Annotated in this window: 13 protein-coding genes; 4 read left to right on the top strand and 9 right to left on the bottom strand. The window is 46.8% G+C overall.

Annotated elements, in window-relative coordinates; all coding sequences use genetic code 11:
- Nucleotides 1-48 precede the first annotated feature (48 nt).
- A complete protein-coding gene (locus NC996_RS13445) occupies nucleotides 49-906 on the bottom strand; it encodes a hypothetical protein (protein ID WP_190689136.1) in 858 nt (285 codons plus the stop codon).
- Nucleotides 907-1,100: 194 nt separating this feature from the next.
- Here NC996_RS13445 and NC996_RS13440 point away from each other — a divergent pair, with 194 nt between their 5' ends.
- Together NC996_RS13440 and NC996_RS13435 are read left to right on the top strand one after the other, a co-directional pair.
- Nucleotides 1,101-1,238 (top strand): hypothetical protein, encoded by a 138-nt coding sequence (locus NC996_RS13440; protein ID WP_190433945.1) that lies wholly within the window; start codon nucleotides 1,101-1,103, stop codon nucleotides 1,236-1,238.
- A 25-nt stretch (nucleotides 1,239-1,263) separates the two neighbouring features.
- Nucleotides 1,264-1,974: an alpha/beta hydrolase-fold protein gene (locus NC996_RS13435; protein WP_190689133.1), complete on the top strand. Its 711-nt coding sequence runs from the start codon at nucleotides 1,264-1,266 to the stop codon at nucleotides 1,972-1,974.
- On the opposite strand, the gene NC996_RS13430 is transcribed toward NC996_RS13435, so the two are convergent.
- On the bottom strand, nucleotides 1,946-2,779 hold the full coding sequence (locus tag NC996_RS13430; RefSeq protein WP_190689130.1) for an SGNH/GDSL hydrolase family protein: 834 nt from the start codon (nucleotides 2,777-2,779) through the stop codon (nucleotides 1,946-1,948). The genes NC996_RS13435 and NC996_RS13430 overlap by 29 nt on opposite strands.
- A 493-nt stretch (nucleotides 2,780-3,272) precedes the next feature.
- Between NC996_RS13430 and NC996_RS13425 the strand changes: the two genes are divergently transcribed.
- Complete coding sequence (locus NC996_RS13425) at nucleotides 3,273-3,803, top strand: DUF2243 domain-containing protein (RefSeq protein ID WP_190414540.1); 531 nt, start codon at nucleotides 3,273-3,275, stop codon at nucleotides 3,801-3,803.
- A gap of 196 nt (nucleotides 3,804-3,999) precedes the next feature.
- On the opposite strand, the gene NC996_RS13420 is transcribed toward NC996_RS13425, so the two are convergent.
- The 5 genes from NC996_RS13420 to NC996_RS13400 form a co-directional block, all read right to left on the bottom strand.
- A complete protein-coding gene (locus tag NC996_RS13420) occupies nucleotides 4,000-5,295 on the bottom strand; it encodes an ATP-grasp domain-containing protein (protein ID WP_190525104.1) in 1,296 nt (431 codons plus the stop codon).
- A gap of 354 nt (nucleotides 5,296-5,649) precedes the next feature.
- Entirely contained in the window at nucleotides 5,650-6,603 is a 954-nt protein-coding gene (locus NC996_RS13415) for an isoaspartyl peptidase/L-asparaginase family protein (RefSeq protein WP_190689128.1), read from the bottom strand.
- A gap of 401 nt (nucleotides 6,604-7,004) precedes the next feature.
- On the bottom strand, nucleotides 7,005-10,139 hold the full coding sequence (locus NC996_RS13410) for a plasmid replication protein, CyRepA1 family (RefSeq protein WP_190689125.1): 3,135 nt from the start codon (nucleotides 10,137-10,139) through the stop codon (nucleotides 7,005-7,007).
- Nucleotides 10,140-10,445: 306 nt separating this feature from the next.
- Nucleotides 10,446-12,011 (bottom strand): adenylate/guanylate cyclase domain-containing protein, encoded by a 1,566-nt coding sequence (locus NC996_RS13405; protein ID WP_242037687.1) that lies wholly within the window; start codon nucleotides 12,009-12,011, stop codon nucleotides 10,446-10,448.
- Nucleotides 12,012-12,724: 713 nt separating this feature from the next.
- Nucleotides 12,725-13,312, bottom strand: a complete 588-nt coding sequence (locus tag NC996_RS13400; protein WP_242034026.1) for a universal stress protein — start codon at nucleotides 13,310-13,312, stop codon at nucleotides 12,725-12,727.
- 531 nt (nucleotides 13,313-13,843) lie between these two features.
- Here NC996_RS13400 and NC996_RS13395 point away from each other — a divergent pair.
- The gene (locus NC996_RS13395) at nucleotides 13,844-14,068 is read left to right on the top strand and encodes a hypothetical protein (RefSeq protein ID WP_190689122.1); all 225 of its coding nucleotides are present in this window, start codon (nucleotides 13,844-13,846) and stop codon (nucleotides 14,066-14,068) included.
- Between the two features lie 97 nt (nucleotides 14,069-14,165).
- Here the strand turns inward: NC996_RS13395 and NC996_RS13390 are convergent, their stop codons facing one another.
- Nucleotides 14,166-14,612 (bottom strand): hypothetical protein, encoded by a 447-nt coding sequence (locus tag NC996_RS13390; protein WP_190689119.1) that lies wholly within the window; start codon nucleotides 14,610-14,612, stop codon nucleotides 14,166-14,168.
- Complete coding sequence (locus NC996_RS13385; RefSeq protein WP_190689117.1) at nucleotides 14,609-14,782, bottom strand: hypothetical protein; 174 nt, start codon at nucleotides 14,780-14,782, stop codon at nucleotides 14,609-14,611. The genes NC996_RS13390 and NC996_RS13385 overlap by 4 nt, the downstream gene beginning before the upstream one ends.
- Between the last annotated feature and the right edge of the window lie 176 nt (nucleotides 14,783-14,958).

Raw genomic sequence — 14,958 nt, 5'->3', positions numbered from 1 at the left:
CTTTTGCAGGGACGATCGAGTTGGGGGCAGAAAAAATCAGATTTCCCCCTACCTTCGACAGACGATTGTTTCTGTTTTCCCCCGATTGGTAAATCGAACCTGTGAAACCGAAGTAACGATATGGAAGTTAAAGTTAGCGACACCTGCACCTTGGTCTCCGATTACTTCTAAAGTCAATTCCCCCTGATGACCGGAACTCCCTGGATCGGAAATAATATAGTTTCTACCTTGGGTCGGTGCCACAACTTTCACGCTGCCTACTCGTTCTAGAATGGGCTGACAAGTTTTGATTGAGTTCACCACTTCCTTGTAATCCCCAAATTGTATGTACGCCCATTCCTGCCGAACTTCAGCAGGAGCCTTGACACTGGGAAAACTGCCGTTGTGAAGCCAGATTAAGGTTAAGGCGATCGCGCACGGAATTAAGGCTCTAAACACTAAAACTCTTAGCGTGGAATTAGATTTACTTCGTTCATATCTACAAGCAATCCGAATTCCTAAAAAAGATAGCAAAAGTGAAATAGGCAAAATAATATATGGAGAATAAAGCAGGTACGGGATTGGGGTTAGGAAATTCAGGAAAAAGGGTAAACTGCCAACCAGCAAACCGATGATGCAACCCAACACTAAAAACGATGGCTCAATTGCCGATTTTCGGGTTGAAATCTGTTGAAACGCCAGAGCCGTCGTATAGACACCCAGAAGATATAGCCCAAGAGCGATAGTTGCCCCTAACCTAAACCACCCAGGAATGGTCATTGCCCGATAGTTGAAAAAATAAGAGTTCAGAGACGTGAAGATGCCGAGCCATGCATAGGAAAGCCCCACCAACACAGCCAGTAGCGAAACTATATTTTTTCTCACCAGACGATCGCTCCCAAAAGCATATAGCTCCTCTGAATACATCTGTATCTTGATGTTTTACAGAATTTAACGCTCTATATCCCTCTGATGGGATCGACGTTCCAATTAATAACGGTTTTATCCTTTTCTAGAGTTAACAGGCTGATAAAACCCAGCGATTAAATCAGTCTGAATCTTCCCAAAGATTCAGGCAGGAAACCGTTAAAAATCCTAGCGTGAAGGGATAGCTCTCACGGATGACTAGCGAGCCGGGGACGCTGCGCGATCGCTATGAGGCAATACAAAAGCTTTCCTGCTTATTGGACACGGCGACAACTACTCCGGCTTGGGGTAGCAGGCACGATCTTACCGTTCGCGGTCTCTCAACTCTCTAGTTGTTTGCAACAGAATTTATTGACAATGGAAAGTTCAAAGCAAGCTGATTCTTCCGCTACAGACGGACGATTATTATCCCGTCCAACTCGCCCCACCGCAACCGCAACTCCCGGATTGCATCCCCTAGGCCTGGACGGACAGCGGGATGGTTTCATCTATGTACCCAAAAGCTATCGGGCAGACCGCCCCGCGCCACTGGTGTTGATGTTGCATGGGGCAGGAGGCGATTCAGAAGGGGCGCTGAATATCGTCCGCCATCTGGCAGATCCCTTCCAGACAATTTTGTTGGCAGTAGACTCGCGCCGACAAACTTGGGACGTGATTCGGAGTGGGTACGGTGCCGATATTACTTTTATTGACCGGGCGCTGGCACAAACCTTCAGCCGTTACGCGATCGCTCCAAATCAGGTAGCGATCGCGGGTTTCTCTGATGGGGCTTCCTACGCCCTTTCAGTGGGCATTACCAATGGCGACCTATTTAGTCATGTCATTGCCTTCTCCCCGGGATTCATGGCTCCTGCCGGACAGGAAGGGAAGCCGCAGGTATTCATTTCTCACGGGAAGGGGGACACGGTGTTGCCGATTGAGCGATGCAGTCGCCGGATTGTGCCGCAGTTACAACGGGCAAGCTATGACGTGCAGTACCACGAGTTCAATGGACCCCACACGGTTCCAGGAGCGATCGCTCAAGCTTCAATGGAGTGGTTTACCCAAACAGCACCGAAGGAGAATTGAGCATCCCTGCTTCTTGAATCGCGGCAAAGGCAGTTTCCCCTAAAATGCGATGAGTCGCTGTTGTTGGATGAATGCCATCCCAGAACAAAAACTGGTCTGGACTGCCAGAAGTCCCAGCGCCAGCCAAACAGGCATTGAGGACATTAGTAAAGCCAAACGCTGCCGGATTCGCGATCGCTTCTCGATACAGCCGATTGGCATCTAGAGTCGCAATCTGAAGGTCAGAATGCTGCTGAGCTACCTTAAGCGATCGCCTCAAACCTTGATTATGGGCTTGGGTTAATGCACTGAGTCTGGCAGCATTTGCACTGGTTCGGGTAGTCGGCAACTGTCCCAAATCGGGTAAGTTTACCACCAGGAGCTTTTTAGCACCCTTATCAGCCAGAGAAGCGATCGCTTTAGTGATATTTTCAACAGGAATTGTGGCGTTGCTGACTCCCTGTAAATAATCATTTCCCCCCGCCCATAGCACATACAGTGCCTCTGAATTCAGCGGTTGATGTGTTTGGATAAACGATTGCACTTGGGCTAGCAAACCAGGGACAAAACTGTTGCGATCGTTTCCAGAAGTTGCTCCTCCGTAAGCAAAATTTTTGGTTTGATTAGAGTCGAGATGCAGGCGAAGGGCAAGATACTCAACCCAAACCCGACCATTTGAGTAACGTCCCTGAAAGTAAGGTGGGTTGGGTGGATACATTCCTCCCGTCGCTCGGAACACCGTCCCCGCATCCGAAAGGCTGTCGCCAAACACATAGAGTTCTGTAATCGGATGAGTGTTCTGAATAGATGTTGTGAGTACAGCCATGACAAAAATCAGGTCTCAAATCCTGTTGATAAAATTCTGTTCTTTCTTGGTTCTTTCTTGAAAGATCCGAAGAGTGCTATTTTTACCTGATTAAAACCAACTTCAACAATTATTGGTTCTAGTTTTCAGTAAAGATGCTGGCGATTTGTCGCTTCTCTAGGCTAACAAGCTGACTTCAGCAGTGGAGGACGCAACCGAATACTTTCTAGTGTGGATTTTGCCAATAGCCTAAAATGCGATCGCTGTTTAACGCCAGGGAATTCGCCTAGCTTGTATACCAAAAAACAATCGTCAATCCTCTAGGAGTTAGATGTAATTTCTGAGAGGAAGCGAAACAATTGAAGCAGCCTAATCCTGAAGATAGGTCTGTTTCCGCTTCCGTTTATTTTCTGGGAGTCAAATTCTTCTCCCCGTCGTCCATAACGAACCGCACTCAAGAATTCGTTTTCGTTGCGAGTGATATACGCGCTGAGGTTGTTACAGAGGTATTCCCATGACTTCAAACCAAACTACATCCCAGGCGAGTAGCCAAGAAAATTCTTCCATCCATCAGCGCGATCGCCGCCCTCTGATTGGGGCTGGTATTGTGTTAGGAATGAGTCAGGCTGGATTTTTTGATGGGATTGTCATTCATCAATTATTACAATGGCATCATATGTTTTCTAGTGTTAAAACTGATGCTACCGTTGCCGGTTTGGAACTAAATACTCTTGGCGATGGGTTGTTTCATCTGTTTGATTGGCTATTAACATTAATTGGGCTTTTTCTGTTTTGGCGAGCCGCAAAACAAAGTCATTCTTTGTCGGCACCAACCTTTATTGGTTCACTATTACTAGGATTTGGAGCGTTCAATCTTATTGAAGGAGTTATCGATCATCAGATTTTAGGCATTCATCATGTCAGACCGGGTTCGCATACGTTAGCTTATGATATTGGCTTTTTAGTGATTAGTTCCTTAATCGCTAGTGCTGGTTGGATAGTATTGCAATCAGCAAAATCTAATAAAAATGAAGCTGAAACGTAGAAGTTTGAGCGAGTCAGTATTGAGAACAGTCATTATTGCTACTAGGCAGACCTTATATATGAAGCAGTCCTACTGATTCGTGAACGTCAGAACCCCGACTTCTCTAAGAAGTCGGGGTTCTGAATACATAGAGTATAACTATTGACAAAGATTCAACAGTTAATACCCGGTATTTAAATCAGCTCTCCAGTAACCTCTAACTGAGTATGTGTAATCCTTTATGTTGTAAACTCTGCTCGATCTGTTGCATTTCTTCGGTCGTTTCTCCAGCAACAATTCCGTAAATTTCGGTGTAGATTTTCCCGTATTTAACCTTCTCCAAAGCTGACAATATCGTAAAATCTTTACGCTCCAATTCTGGTTTCAACGTGGCAAGAATGGACTCTAATGTCCCATCCATCCGATAATCGCTAGAATACTTAGCGACTTCTTTTCCCAGTCCCAGCAAAGTATGACGCTGTAAGCAGAGTGGAGTCGATCCATTCACTCGAAAATTGGCATCGATTGCATAGAGTTGTCCGTCTTTATCTTCCAATACATCAAAGCCAATCACGCCGAAATACCCCTGTTGATGAGCATACTTACCAACCGCAGCAATCATCTCAAAGAACTTGCTCATGTCGGTTTCTCGGTAGTGAATGAGTCCTCCTAAATAATTGCCTTCTGGAGTGACAAGTTGGGTTGTAGTGCCAATCAGCGTAATCTCTCCTGTCTTGCTGACATAGAACTGCACGCAGTAGTTCTGCACTTCATTCTTGACAAATTCCGAAACAATAATCGTATCCACGAACTTAATCTCTAGGTATTTCCTTAATTCATGCAAGCAGTAGTTTAACTCGCTGGCGCTTTTGATAATATAAGTACCTTCGCCTGAGAGTCCGTGGGAGGTTTTGATCAAGTATGGGAATTGTGGTAGCTGAATGTCTTCCAGGCTAATTTGGTGCAGATTGTAGGTTTTATATTTTGGACATTGTATCCCCAGATCGGCTAGCGCTACTTTGCTAAGCAAGCGGTAGTGAGTATCCGGATGAACAGCGTGTTTTTCTGGTTTGAGATGATCGAAGGGAAATAGAGTGATGAGTTTGTCAAAGCGATCGCTTTGAGATTCTTCCGGAGTATCTATCTGGCTGAGTTCATCCAGATAAGTTGAGCAGTCTATCCTCTCTATGTTTTTGTAGCTGAAACCAAAATGTTCCCGCCAATAGTTAATCAGCGCGTCTTCTGGCGAACTGATGATAACTCCTGGAAGGAGATCGCCTAACACCGCTAGATTTTTCCAAGGTTCCTTCTGGCAAATTTTATCGAAGGAAGTTTTGGTGGCTTCACTACTACCGTCTTGAATATAGTATTTTTTATTGTTAGGGTAAGCAGCCCAAGTCGCAGTCGCCGGGTAATTTAGGATAAATGCATACCGCCCATCTGTGATGTCTTGAGCAAACAGATCGGAAAGAGAATTCCCCTGAAAGTATTGAAAGTCGTATGTTGAGTTCATAAAAAATTACCCCTATGAAGCAAAAGCAGGCTGCACAGCAAACAATCAGTATTCTCTCAATAAACCAATTTTTCTATCATCTTCCTAGGGAGTATTCACTTCAGGAGAAATGGGAAGATAAGCAAAGCTGATAAAATGCCCACACAACTTTTAGTTAGAGAATGAATGAATTGTTATTATTCAGCAATTTGGGCTTTTCTAGCTACTTGCATCACCGCCTCAATCTGAGCTGAACTGAATACGAGATACCCGACTTCTCCAAGAAGTCGGGTATCTGAACTGCTAGCACCTTACAAAGGTTGGGCAAAGGTTGGGGTGGGGTTCCATCCCGTCTTAAATGGGTAGCCAACTCGATTATGCGGCTGGTAATTGAGGCGTCGGCAGCTGTTGTGTACCTGACTCAAAGGATGCTACTTTTGAGTTGTTTTCTTCTTCTTTCTTGATAAACGCCACTGGTTTGTCCATTTCTGCGGTCATATAAGCTACCGCCATGTCAGACGAGTTATACGACCACCCAATACGTCCCTGACGGTCTATCAGGATGCAGCCAGCCTCTCCTTCAACTTTAGAGACAAGAGTGTCAATCGCCTTCTGTGCGGCTTCCTCTGGATGGGTGTCTCCAGCCAAAAAATCAATCGCTGTCTTGGCAAGAACCACTGGGATAATTGACTCGCCATCACCCGTCGTTGAGCAACCGCCCAAGTGGTTATCAGCGTATAAGCCGCAACCAACCAGGGCTGTGTCGCCAACGCGACCTTGTGGTTGACCTGTAGTGCCCCCAGTGGAGGTTCCGGCAACTATGGTGCCGTTAGCATCTAGAGCCACACAACCGACGGTGTTGGGGCGATCGATAACTTCTTGCTCCTCTTCCCACTCCTGTCGCTGCTCCTCACTGATCAGGTCTTCTTTTGCACACATCTCCATCTCGTGTTCAGCAGCGAAGCGTTCGCCGCTCCGCGCTACTAGGAACCGGGCTTTTTCATCCATAATCTTGTGTGCCACCGAGATTGGATGACGCACTCCTTGAACTGCTGCTACCGCTCCCCAACCCAATCGATCGCCCTCCATCATCGCCGCGTCTAGCTCTACCTCACCTTCACTGTTGAGAGTCGCACCAAATCCGGCGTTAAATGTCTGGTCGGCTTCGAGAACCCGGATGGCTGCTTCTACGGCTTCTCCAGCACTGCCTCCACTGCGAAGCACTGTCCAACCTGCTTCTACAGCTGCCAAGCAGCCTGCATGGTTCGCTTCAACCTTGCCCTCTGTAATGGTTTTTGCTCCACCATGAACGATTATGCTTATTGTCATACGTGCCTATTTCTAAATTCTGGTTAGATGTATGTAAATGCGATCGCGCAAGCGGCTTTGTGAAACAATCGCACTCATCCCTGCGTTAGCCTAAGTAAGCCTAAGCACCTAGCAGCGTAAAGAAAGACTGCTTAGGGAGCTTGCTCAGCTAAAGCCGGGTTTGGCTATTGACCCGATTGCGATCGCTGTGTCTAGTGGTTGGAATTCCCTACAGGTAATATTCCCTGTCGTTTGTTCCCTGTTTTACATTTAAGGGCAGCCTTTAACTTACAGCTTCATCCCTATAGAATGTCTTACTTGCACTTAAGGCTGAATTCTGTATGAACTAAATTTGTAACTTTAAATACAAAAACTCTTAAAATTGCTGGTTGTTGCATCGGTGTTGCTCCCCGTTCATCCGTTTATCCCTGGGAATGAAATAGCGCTGGTTTGTATGGGGTAGTACATCTTTCAGATTTCAGGGTGAAAACTCTCTGGTTGGAAACACTCTCCTCTATCAAGCCTTCCCTGTAACGCCACGCTTCAAAGATTTCGTTCCTGCCATCATCAAGAGTTTTTGAGTCAATTTTATAAACTTTTAATGGATTTTTATATCCATTCTCTTTTCTTTTAAATGACCTTAGCTTTAATCCGAGTAAATTCAAAACCTTGCTAAGCACTTTTATGCAACTTAGGCGCTCTTTTTCGGTTTCCATCGGAATGCTGATTCCGATAGCACGTTTAATGTGTTTGCTACACCGGAGTGCAGTCGCTTTGAGTTCAACTAAGTCTAAATCAGTTTCTTTAAATTCACGCTCCGAATGGATAAATTGCAGCACTCCTAATGCTCTAAGTGCCTCTATTTTCAAAGTGTAAGTATTCAAATCTGGCAGGAAAACTTTACCCTCGCCTCTTTCCAACTGCTGATGCCATTCTTGTTGATCTTGTAGTTGAAAATACTCGCTTTCGTGAGTCAAATAGTAATGAACCAACAACTGTGAATAATATCCCCGATCGTCCCGTAACTTTAATTGAGGAGTCACTTCTACCCCATAGCGCTGTTTCAAGATGTATTTCTGCACTTGATTTCGCTCCTCATCTGTCAAAGAACGCTTGGTTAACAGACGCTCATATTCTCTGCGCTCAATGTCTGGAGAATTCGCAACTGCACTCGCTGCTTGTAATTCAATTTGATTCCGAATTTTGACAATTTGATGCTTGATAGATTTAGTCTTTTTGCGGCGCACTTCAAATTCTTGTTGAATTTTAACAATTTCTCGAACCAGCTTCTTAGAAGTTTCCCAATCGCGAGGAGCTGCTGCTAAAAGCGCCATCCGTAGCTCTCTGAGACGCTCGTGAGGGGGAGCATCGCTCATGACATTTACCTGATGTCCTTCAGCGATTAATCCTTCTAACATCGATTGACGATAAAGGGTAATCGAAGCATTTACTCTAGCTGCAAATTTTGCCCAACTTCTGAGGTGAATTAAGTCATAAACTAAAGGCAAATCAACATCAACTGGATGAAGCGGACTCATCAAAGCTAGGTTTTCTTTCTGATTTTCCTGGTACCAGTGAGACAGTACCCGATAATTCTTACTACCACTGCCAATCATGCCAATGCCTCGTTTGGCACACCAAACAATTCGCGGCACGCTCTGACGAACTCTGGCTAATGCTTGTCGTGCTTCCGAGTCTGGGATTACGCCTTGAAAAATTCCATAAACCCGGTCGAAATGTTCCACGTCAATGCTGACTCCCGTACCTAGGCTAGGAGTCACAAAAACCGCGTCATAGTCTAAGGCTTTTTGATTGATGGCTTCAACAAAATTGACCGCCTCATGACCGGGAGTGCTGGTTGTTTGGGAACTAACTACTAATGTCTTGGGGTATTGTCGAAGGAACTGTTCTAGACGTTGTTTGATGTAGCGATCGATGGTTTCTGAACTGTAACGACCGGAACGACTATCGGTTGTGACATAACACTTCCGCCCGGCTATCAGATCGAGTTCCAACTGTTGTATTAGCAGGGTTGGGTTTGGGGTGTTGTGAAAGGTGACATCCCAGCCATCAGGCTTCCACTCATTTAATACAACCCACGGCTCAATTTTAATTCCTGCGAGTCCCTTCAGGTAGTCTAGGGAAAGGTCTGATAAGTCAGCATCTTGGGCGATAACCAAACCGCCAGTTTTCAGCACGGTGGAGATTAGCTGCTGGAAGACTCTTAATATCTTGATTCGCTTGTCTTTACAAGTGTCGCTGTTGAGGAGATGCCATAAGGATTGCTCAACTTCATCCAGAATCACGATCGCGCCTTGCCAATGTTCTGGGTTCAGCTTCCAAATGGAATCAATACAGAGTCCTAAAGATGGGGCAATGGGTAATAAGTTATCCGGGTTTTTATCCCGTTTTTCGAGTGTGCGGTGATTAATCCAGTTCACTCCAATTTTTTCGCACAAGAACTGCCCTAGTTGGATTCTATGGGTGAGTAGCAGGACGCGATCGCCTCTATTTTTCGCTTCTTGGATCAGCGATACCAGCGCGGTAGTTTTGCCGGTTCCTTTAGCAGACTTGATTCCAACTAATCCAGAGGTGGGAAAAGGCAATTTTTCCAGGTAGCGACGGTTGAGGGTGAGTGCTGGGGAGTAGGTTAACTCGGTGTGGGGTTTGCTTTTGGCAAGGTCAGTTTCTAAGGTGAGGCTGGCTTCATAGACGGCCTGGAAGGCGGCAGCACCTTGGGCGACCATAAAATCATCAACGCCTTTTTCTAAGCCGGGAAGCCGGATAATTTTGACCGGGCAATTTTGTGCTTCTAACAGTTCGCCTAGTTGAGTTTGCGCTTGATTGACTGCCTTAATGGTTTTGGGTTGAGTTTCGTAGTCAAAGCAAATGAAAAAGGGGCGCTTGAGCCGAGTGAAGGCGAGAAGGTCTGGAATTAATTGTCGGCTAAGAACATTGCCTTGAAAGTCTTTGGTGACGCGGTAGCCGCTAGTAATGCCCGGTAAAGCGATCGCAGCATATCCTTGGGTTAACAAAGCGGCTGCTTTTTTTGCTCCCTCGCAAAGGATCGTCGGAATTTTCATCTCTAGCACCCACTGCCAAAATCCCAGCGCTTCTCCGGTTTGAGCGATCGCAATCTTCTCTGGCATGGGGACACCGTAGCGGGATGCCGTCTGCTGCCAGATATGAAGCGGCACTCTCAGACAAAAAATCCGTGTCGGCGTGCAGGGCGGATGCTCGTACTTGATGAGTTTACCCTTTTTATCTGGTCTGGGATGGTTCGGCTTATAACACCCCCACTCCATCAACCGCCAATCGTTAAGGGGATCGAGTCCCGAACACCACCAGCCTCCTTTCGCCCCATGAGCATAGCGATGCAGCCACCAACTGCTCACCATCCCAGTATTCGTCCGGGGAATGCGATTGGAGATCAACAAATACTCATAAAAGGCATCTCCTTCCAATGAGATGAAGTTGAGTAAAGCCAGATCGCGGTCAATACCGCTGTCTAAGGCTAATTCCTGAAAGTGTTTGGGGTTTAGGCTGGGTGGATGCATTTGGAGGAGTATAAAACTCTTGAGACATCAACGGATCTAAAACCGTACCACGAACCAGCCGATTAAACAGCTAAAGCGTGGATGTCTAATTCACAGACCCAACTCCTGAAACCCTTGTAAAATCGTAGTTTTTTCCGGTGCCGTTACCCAACAGAGCGCACCAGGGCGAGAAATTTCGGAACCTTACCCCCAGCCCCTTGACCTTGACGGAGAGGGGATATTGAACCCCTCCTCGTTTACGGGGAGGGGCAGGGGTGGGGTTCAACCGTACTGCACCCAAATGAGAATTGCCGCCATGAATACCGACTATTCCTTTAGGCAATACACAATAATCGGGTGGGGTTGCCCCTTTACCTGCTGGGGAGGCAATTCTTGAGTCGAAATCGTCGAGGGTAATTGCTTGTGAGTCGCTGCACTCAGCAGCAACGGTTTTCCAAGTTCTTTGGTCAAAGATTCGATCCGCGAGGCGACGTTCACCGGATCTCCGATCGCAGTGTACTCCAATCGCTGGGGCGATCCGATACTGCCTAACACCACAGATCCCGTATGAATGCCAATTCCCATTGCTAAAGGAGCTTGTCCCTGTTTTGCTAAGTCGCTATTAATAGATTGCAGGCTGAGGAGCATTTTTTGAGCCGCTGCAACAGCCTTGGCAGCATGATTGTGTGGGTCATCTCCGACGCCAAACAGCGCCATAAATCCATCCCCTAAGAATTTGTTTACCATCCCCCCATGTTCCTGCTCAACAATTTTTACCATTTCAGTCAGGAACAAGTTCAGCATGGTCACGACTTGCTGAGGAGAAGAAACCGCGCATCGGGCTGTAAAGTTGCGGATGTCAGCAAACACAATTGTTAATTCCTGCTCGACCCCGCCTAAGCTGGGATCGCGCTGGAGAATCTGTTGAGCGGCTGTTTGACCGACATGACGACCAAAGGTTTCTTGCAAGCGTTGTTTGTCTCGCAACTCCTCAATCATGTCGTTAAAATCATCAATTAAGGGGCCAAATTCGTCAGCTCGCAGCAATTTGATGTGAATGTTAAGGTTCCCGGCTGCCACAGCGCGAGCCGCTTGCTGTAGAATTTCTACGGGTTCAACGACTAATTGACCGACCATCCAAGCACTGCTAAACCCGAAGACCATACCCAACACCCCGACGGATATGGTAAACCAGGGGTCGGGCGTTGCGGATGAACGATAAGTCAAGCTTAAAAGTAATAGCGAAGCGATCGGGCATACCCCAGCCGAGACTGCCCACACGAGTCCTCGTTGCCGCAGCGAGAGGGGGAAAGCCCCCGGTGTTTCCGCCGGGTGAGCTTCTTGAAACAGCAACGGGTATAACAGTCGCTGGGTAAACAGCTCAACGATAAAAAAACCTTGAGGGATAGCAATCAGCGCTGCAACGATCACCGAAATCGACAGGTGCAAGAATACGCGCCGGTCGAGCGTTCCCGGAGCATAATGCAGGGTAAGTATAAATACGGGAATGCACAACAGCCAACCGATTCCCGCCAGAAGCATTCCCCACCACGGCAGATTAATCGCGAGTTGTCTGGCTTTAATCAGATGCTCGGCTCTTAAGGTTTGCTGGTGCAGGATCTGCTGTAAAGGTCGCTGTAGCGACAGCACGAGCTGCACCCAGAGGGACAGAGCGACTGGGTAGACGACAACGTTGTAAACCAACAGAGTATTGACAAAGACTCTATTCTGCGCGGGAGTCAGCAGCGATTGAATCTGGGTCAGGTTGTACCAGATATTAAATGCACTGCCAATCAACTCGGCAGCGAGTGGCGCACAGGCGATCATCCCTAGACGATAAAGAATGAGCCAGTTTAATTGACTCCTATCAACCAATCCATAACGGGATGCCATTTCCGCCTCCTTGATGGGGAAAGCCAATCGTTGTTGGCATGGTTTTACAGCGATCGCTTCCCGGCTTCTGGTTTTACCGATTCCTACGGCAGTGTGTCTTACTCATCATTGTGCGAAAAAGATAAGTATTTCAGTGATTTCTTACCACTATGCTTTACAAATTGAGCTGTTTCCGGGGCATTTTCAGATGAACTGACAAACTCAGCCAATTTTTTAGTCGGGGAGGAATTATTACCCAATGCCTCGCCGCTACGAGATGCCAAGATGAATCCAGATGCATTGCCATGTCCCAATGGCAATGCCGTGTCCCTACGCTCATTGGGATGAATCGCAATTTCACAAAAAAGCCTTCTATAAAGAAGGCAGAATCTCACTGATGAGTAAGCAGTTCTTGAGTGGTAGATAGATTTATGTATAGCGATTGTTCAAGGTGGGTTTCCAGTCGCTTTTTTGAGCGAACCTTATTTGAGGTAGCTCAAATGAGTGACATTCACTTGCGCGATCGCTTAGTAAAAAAAATGCCCTCTCATCTCTTCCGCTGAAAGGGCATCGTCTAACTGATGGGTGTGAGAAGGGTTTTCACCATGCTTCTTAAAAACAAGCATAAGTCGGCAATGTGACAGGGGTATGACAAGTAAATAGCAATGCTGCGATCGCTGTTGCTCGTCTTGCCCTCGTTCCTCTAAAACAACCAAACCGTGCTATTTACAAACTCAACGATGGACAACCAGAACCGAGCAGGGGGCATGATGGAGGACGTAATTGCTGACGCTACCGAGAACTAACTCACCAATTGCAGAACGACCCCGACGCCCCATTACGATGAGATCGGCACCCCAAGTTTGGGCTAAGTCACAGATGTTTTCACCCCGACTGCCAAGGCTTTGGGTGAATTCGGTACTAATTCCTGCCTTCGTTGCTTCATCTGCACGCGATCGCAGTAGCGCCAAGTATTGACTTTCAAATGCATCCCACTGCTGTCGATAGTCGCTTGGGACATCATCGCGTCGCCAAGGATAGTAATCCAGACCGGGCATCCCAGGAATCCCCGGACTACCCTCTTCATTCGCAGATAGGACGTGCAATAGCATCAGACTGGCATGGAACGCTTTCGCTAAGGATACGGCTTCATCAAAGACTTGCTTGCCGATTTCAGAGCTATCCATTGCCACGAGAATTTTGTAAAACATACACACCAGTCCCAACCTGTTTTTGTTGCCAGAATGCAGCACTTCTTGACCAGCGAAGCCTGGATGTTTAGCTCTCCTTGCGGTTTGGGCTATGACTACCAGTTCCTCCATTATCAGAGGTGCAGATGATACTCTTCGACCAAATTAGTCGAGACTGGGCAGGAATGCCAAAGAGCAACTGGTCTAGCGCTTTACTTGTCTGGTAGCGGAGGACTAGCTTTCCCAACCCGGGTATCGTTGCCAATCCCAGTCGCGATCGCTATCCATAAAAAAATGCCCTCTCATTCCTTCTGCTGAGAGGACATCGTTCTTTAACTGATGGATATGTCAGAAGCAATTACCCTATGCCTACATAAAGTTTACTCATGCAAATGTGACATCAGGGTGACAACTACATAGCAATGCTGCGATCGCCAATTACCTACCGTGAAGATTGTTTAATTTGATACCGTTTTTCCCCGGAAAAGCTTGTGAAATCAGCGTCCCGCAACGATCCTCTACCTTTCCTTTAGTTGATCCCAGCCCCACTGGTAGGGTTAAACACACTTTACTAGAATTAGCAACACTAGCAGTAGTGGAGTGAAGGGGCTACACTCAAACTAGCATTGCTCGTGGCAGCACTCTTCGCGCCGAGGTCTGAAAATGGTGAACACTAGCGCGGTCGCTCTCAAACCCTGCATCTCACCCAAACTGGTTGAGCAGTTTCCGGTTGGGTGTCGAGTCAGGCGCTTGGACTTTTGTACGGAAGGGGTAGTGGTGAAATACGAGGCGAGCGATCGCATAGGCTACACAACCGATGATGGCTGGTATGATTTTCCTCATCATTCTCAGCTCCAACGGATTGATGCGGATGAGGTGGATTGGTAAATAGCACAGACTTGTCATCGGTAGGCGAACGCCTCGCTTTGAAGACACGCGATCGCGTCTACCCAAAAGAGTCGCTCATAGCGTTTTTGCCGCCACTTTAATGGCTGAGAAATTGCTGGATGTAGCTAGCCAAACTTTGTTGTAATTGCCAGTCAGTGCTAGGAATCGGAGTTAAATAAAATCGCTGTCCTGATAAAAGCATCAGCGTAAGCCGGTAAAAGCGAATTCCTCCTAAGTTAGATTCTTCTACTTGAACGTCCGTAATCTTGTCAATTGAATAACCCGTTACTTGAGTTCCCAGCCAGCCTTTTTGTTTGAGAATTACTCGATTGAGATGTTTATCAAATCGGCAAGTCTTCACCGGACTTCCAAACATCATCAAGTTAGCGCAAAAAATGCAGAACAATCCAAAAAAATCAATCGGCCAATTGGAAGAAATAAAAACGAGAAGCCCTAAAACAGCGGTAAAACTACTCAGCATCCAAATGCCAACTGGGCGTTCTCGCAGGGTGAGTAATGTAAAAGTTTGCTGAATTACCTTCATCGGTTTAGCTGTGGATGCGATCGCACCTCAAGAGCAGATTTGCTCTTGCTACTGTCATAGGTCACGCCTGACAAGAATAACCAAAACTGCTGCCACGAATCATAAAAAGCAAAAATCCCACTTCCCAACTCGATGCAAGTCGATGTCTTGACGCGCCATAAACCCATCATAAGACTGCCAACTTAAGTTGGGACAAACCTTCTCGACCAAGCCGTCTCTGGTTCCTGGGAGCGAATCAAGGAGCCACTCAGTAGTTTTTATCACCTCCTGCTAATGGGTGACCAACAAGCGGGATATTGAAATATCCAGTTGCATGAACTGAGCGTGCGAGGTGGAAGGGAGAACG

It is taken from the genome of Trichocoleus sp. ST-U2, assembly GCF_039961875.1.
Classification (GTDB): domain Bacteria; phylum Cyanobacteriota; class Cyanobacteriia; order Cyanobacteriales; family FACHB-T130; genus FACHB-T130.
The sequence above is the reverse complement of the archived record's forward strand: the minus strand, read 5'-3'. Positions and strand labels throughout refer to the sequence as shown.